Source organism: Streptomyces sp. NPDC046203 (genome assembly GCF_040646255.1).
Lineage (GTDB): Bacteria > Actinomycetota > Actinomycetes > Streptomycetales > Streptomycetaceae > Streptomyces.
The window spans coordinates 1-5104 of the sequence record NZ_JBEYZX010000093.1; the positions used below are offsets into that span (position 1 = coordinate 1).

The following is a 5104-nucleotide window of genomic DNA, read 5'->3' on the forward strand; positions in this document are numbered from 1 at the left end:
GCGCGAGCCACACCAGGGCGAAGCCCGCCCACCGCTCCGCCGGCATCGCCTCGTGGAAGTAGAGGATGCCCAGCAGGAACTGGAAGACCGGCGCCCGCACCACCCTTCGGGGGAAGCGCGCCGACGTGTTCTTGCCCTGCGCGCGTCCTCTGCTCGTCTCTCCTGCCGAGTGCTTGTCCTCCGCTTGTCCTTTGACCGAGTGCTCGTCGTCTGCTTGCCCTCGTGCCGGGCCGTCGCTCAGTCGCGTGCGAGCACGTGCCGCAGCGCCGCCGTGATCTCGTCACCCGCCGCGTCGGTGCCGTCGGTCGCGGACCGCCAGCAGACGAATCCGTCGGGGCGCACCAGCACGGCCCCGCCCGCGGGCAGTCCGTACCGCTGCCGGAACCGGCCCTCCCGGTCGCGGAGTGCGGCGTCCGGACCGATGGTGTGCGCGGTCAGCGTCAGACCGAGCTCGGCGGCGGCCTGGTCGGCGAGCTCCGCCCACCGGTCCGCGGCGGAGTCCGCGAGCAGCACGAACCCTCGGCCGAACAGGTCGAGCGTGGAGAGCGGGCCCCGCTCGCCGTCCAGCGGGACGTGCGGGGCGCGGGCACCCGGGCGGCCGGTGGGGGCCTCCGGGTCCTCGATCAGGGCACCGGGGGCACCGCTCTCCGCGACGAACGCGCCCGCCTGGTAGCAGTAGCCGAAGGTCATCGTGGTCTCGTCGAGCAGTTGGTCCGCGACCTCCCCGAACCGTTTGCCCTCGCGCACCGCGAAGCGCAGCATGGCCTGTCGCACGGTCTCCTCGGCGACGGGCGCGCGCTCGGCCGCGTACGAGGCGAGCAGTCCCGGCCCGGCCGTGCCGGCCAGGACCAGGGCGAGCTTCCAGGCGAGGTTGTAGGCGTCCTGGATGCCGGTGCTGGCGCCGAAGGCACCGGTGGGCGGCATCACGTGCGCCGCGTCGCCGGCGACGAAGATCCGCCGGGTGGCGAACGCGTCCGCGACCCGCGCTGAGATGTCCCAGGCCGGCATGTCCACCGACTCCGGCTTCAGCGGCAGATCGGGGTCGCCGACCGCGGCCCGGACCAGCTCGACGCACCGCTCCCCGGTGAAGTCGTCGGCACTCTGGCCGCGTTCGGGGAAGAAGGAGACGTTGATGACCCAGCGGCGGTCGTTGTCGATCGGGATGATCGTGCCGCGCACCTCGGGGTTGTTCACATAGGCCGCGATGATCTTCCGCCCGCGCAGGGCCGCTTCGAGGTCGGCCTCGAAGAAGAAACTGACGAGATGCGTGAGGGTGCCGCGGCCGTGGGCGCCGATGGACAGCATCTCGCGCACCGGACTGCGGCTGCCGTCGGCCGCGACGACGTACGAGGCACGCAGTTCGCCCCGCTCGCCGGTGCCGAGATCGGTGGTGCGCAGCAGCACGCCGTCGGCGTCCTCCGCCACCGCGTCGACGCGGGTGTGGAAACGGACGTCGACGCCTTCCTCGACGGCGCGCGCCCGCAGGATCGGCTCCAGCTGGTTCTGGTCGATGAGCGTCCACTGGGTGGGGCTGATCCGGCGGATGTCCTCGGGCGAGGCATGGGGCATCCGGACGCGTTCGTCGCCGACGAGCGTCTCCACGTGGACCAGGTCGGTGTTGCCGGAGATGGGCGAGCGCCCGGCCCGCACCCGCTCCTCGATGCCGACCGCCCGGTAGAGCTCCATGGTGCGCGGGTTGATGGCGCGGGCCTTGGGGTGCGTGGAGGTGTCCGGGTGGCGTTCCAGGAGCGTCGCGCGCACTCCGTGGAAGGCCAGGAACACGGCGGCCGAGAGTCCGCTGAGCCCCCCGCCGACGATGACGACCGGCGCCTGTTCCGGCGCCTGCCGCGGTGTCTGTTCCGGTGTCTTGTCCTGCCGCATCGTCCCTCTCCTCACTTGACGGCGGTCACGAGCGTGTGGGTGCCGAGCAGCGGCTCCGCGCGGGCGTCGGTGAAGCCCGCGTCGCGCAGCCAGGTCCGGCAGTCCGCCACCCGGTACTCGGAGCCGTCCGGGCTGACCAGCCGCATGTGCAGGCTGCTGAGCAGCCGCTCCGGGTCGCTGCGGTCGTCGTCGATCATCCGGTCGTAGACGAGCACGGCACCGCCGGGGCGGACCGCCTCGTACACCCGGCGCAGCAGGGCACGCCGACGGTCGGTGTCGAAGCCGTGCAGGATGTGCCCGAGGACGACGACGTCGGCTTCCGGCAGGTCGTCGGTGAAGAAGTCCCCGCCGGCGAAGGCGATCCGGTCGCCGAGGCCGAGCCGGCCTACGTGTTCGGTGAACAGCGGCCTGGTGCGCTCCAGATCGAAGCAGGTGGCGCGGAGGTGCGGGTGCGCCTGGACCAGCACCGCGGCGAGGTTGCCGCGGGCGCCGCCCAGGTCGGTGAAGGATCCGTGGCCGCTCCAGTCGACGCGGCGGGCCAGTTCGGCTCCCATCCGGTCGCTGTAGGCGTCGAGGCCGGCCAGGAATCGCTTCATCTTGCCGGGGTCGCGGTGCTCGTCGCCGACGAAGCCGCCCTTGTCCGGGTCGAGGTGCTGGGGTGCGCCGCTGCGCAGTGCCTCGGTGAGCCGGCCCCAGGTGTCGTACAGCGTCTCGTTCGTCAGCTCGACGAATCCGCCGAGGTACGAGGGCGAGCCGGGGACCAGATAGGCATGGGCGAGCGCGGAGTTGCGGTACCGCCCGCCGGTCCGCTCCAGCAGGCCGAGGCCGGTGAGGGCGTCGAGGAAGTCGGCGGCCATACGGTGGTGCAGTCCGGTGCGCTCGGCGGTGCGGGCGGCGTCGGCGGGACCGTCGGCGAGCGCCCCGAAGACGCCGAGGGTCACCGCACTGTGCAGCACCTTCGCGGCGCAGTCCGCGATGGTCAGCTTGATCAGCGGGCCGGGGTCGACCGCCGCGGCCTTGGTCGGGTCTTCGGTCGTGGTCACACGGGCCTCCAGGCCACTCTCGTCGTCGGTTCGCGATGCTGCCCCGACGATGACCCGGGGCTGTCGAGCCGGGCTCGAAGAGCTCTGGAGCACGGGCGGGGGCGGGGGCGTGGCGCCGGTGCGGCGAACGGCACGAGGGCCGCTCTCTTCCCTCCGCCCGGGACGACGGCGAGAGGGCCGCTTCCCCCCGCACGGGGAAGCGGCCCTCTCGATCCGGGCTCGGAGAGCGCCGGAGCGCTCGGTGCCCGAGTACCTCGGCTCAGTGGTCCGGAGTGTCGGTGGTCCGGGGTGTCAGTGCTCCCCGTGGCCCTGGGGCCGGGTCCGGCTCCGGCCTTCGCCGCCGCCCGAACCGGCGTGGCCCCACTCGCCGTCGACTTCGCCAAAGTCGCCCGAACCACCGTGATCCCCGTCGCCGTCGCCGCCGCCCCAGGTGCGCAGGGGCATGTTCTTCATCAGCAGCGCGATCACGAAGCCGACGGCCAGGACCGGCACCGCGGTGAGGAAGACGGGGCTGAGCGCGGCCGCGTAGGCGTGCTCGACCGCGTCCCGTACGGGGGCGGCGAGCCCCAGCAGCACCTCGTGCGAGGAGAGCGAGCCGGGACTGATCCCGTCGAGCGCCCCGGCCGGGACGCGCCGGGCCAGCTCCTCGGTGAGCCGGTTGTAGAAGATCGCGGCGAACACCGAGATGCCCAGGGTACTGCCGAGTTGACGCGCGAAGGACACGGTGGCGTGGACGGCGCCGATGTCGTCGCGGGGCGCGGTGTTCTGCGCGGCCATGGTGAGGGTCTGCATGTTGAGACCCGCGGCGACGCCGAACAGCAGCATGTACGCGATGACGACGAGCCGCGGGGTGCCGGTGTCCATGGTGGAGAAGAGCACCGCGCCGCCGATGCCCGTGATCATGCTGAGTACCGGGTACCACTTGTATCTGTCGGTCTTCGAGATGATCTTGCCGCTGACCACCGAGGCCGCGACCAGACCGAACATCATCGGCAACAGCACCACACCGGACATGGTGGGGCTGGCGCCGGTGACCACCTGGAGGTACAGCGCGAGGAAGTTGACGGCGCCGAGGAAGACGATGCCGGCGGCCATGCTGACCAGGACGCTGACGCTGAAGGTGGAGTCCCGGAACAGGTGCAGCGGGATGACCGGTTCGGCGGCCCGCCGCTCGGCGGCGATGAACAGGGCGCCCATGACGAGGGCGAGGACGCCGAGCCCGAGGATCTGCGGCGAGGTCCAGTCGTACTTCGCCCCGCCCCAGCTCGCGAGGAGCGTGAGGGCGACGATCGTGGCGCCGAGGGTGACGAATCCCGCGTAGTCGATCCGCGCCTGCCGGGTGGTGGGCGGCAGGTGCAGGTGGCAGGCGATCAGTATGAAGACGACCACGCCGAGGGGCAGGTTGATCAGAAACACCCAGTGCCAGCTGAGCAGATCGGTGAGCACACCGCCGACCGCGGGTCCGGCGAGCGCCGCCGCCGCGAAGACCATGCCGAACAGGTTGAAGTACTTGACGCCCTCGCGGGGGCTGAACATCTCGCCGATGATGGCGAGGACGGACACGAACAATCCGCCGGCGCCGACGCCCTGCACGGTACGGAACAGGATCAGCTGATCCATGGACTGCGCGGCACCCGCGGCGACGGAGCCGACGAGGAACACCACGATGGCGACGAGGAAGACCTTCTTGCGTCCGAAGAGGTCACCGAGCTTGCCGTACACCGGGGTGGTGACGCTGCTGGCGATGATGTACGCGGTGGTCACCCAGGCGAACCGGTCGAGGCCGTCGAGGTCCGCCACGATGCGGGGCAGGGCGGTGGCGACGATCTGCGCGTCGAGCATCGCCAGGAAGATCGCCAGCATGCCTGCCGTGATCACGAGGGTGACTCTGGTCTGCGGTACCGATCTCGCGTCGGCCTGCAGGGGCTGGGACCCGGTGGACGGGGCGGACACGGAGGTCACCTTTCGATAGGAACGTCAGGGGTCGGGTGCGGCGTCCGCCGCCGCGGGTGGCGTGTGTCCCCGTTCCGCCGGCCGCACGGCGCGGCCGGCGTCGTGCTCGGTCCGGCAAGGGGACTCCGGCTCGCCCTGCACGCGGTGTGACGCGGTGCGGTGCGGCGCGAAGGTGCTCGCCGTCTGCAACACCAACGGCTCCACCATCCCGCGCGAGTCCGACGGCG

4 protein-coding genes are annotated in these 5104 nt (G+C 71.8%); all 4 read right to left on the bottom strand.

Going from position 1 to position 5104, the window contains the following annotated elements; translation table 11 throughout:
- Nucleotides 1-237: 237 nt before the first annotated feature.
- Nucleotides 238-1881 (bottom strand): FAD-dependent monooxygenase, encoded by a 1644-nt coding sequence (locus ABZ990_RS31020; protein WP_361238912.1) that lies wholly within the window; start codon nucleotides 1879-1881, stop codon nucleotides 238-240.
- An 11-nt stretch (nucleotides 1882-1892) separates the two neighbouring features.
- The gene (locus ABZ990_RS31025) at nucleotides 1893-2924 is read right to left on the bottom strand and encodes a methyltransferase (protein ID WP_361238915.1); all 1032 of its coding nucleotides are present in this window, start codon (nucleotides 2922-2924) and stop codon (nucleotides 1893-1895) included.
- Nucleotides 2925-3215: 291 nt separating this feature from the next.
- Nucleotides 3216-4802: an MDR family MFS transporter gene (locus ABZ990_RS31030; RefSeq protein WP_361238918.1), complete on the bottom strand. Its 1587-nt coding sequence runs from the start codon at nucleotides 4800-4802 to the stop codon at nucleotides 3216-3218.
- Between the two features lie 99 nt (nucleotides 4803-4901).
- Nucleotides 4902-5104, bottom strand: a 203-nt coding sequence (locus ABZ990_RS31035; RefSeq protein WP_361238921.1) for a hypothetical protein, incomplete at its 5' end; no start/stop codon positions are given.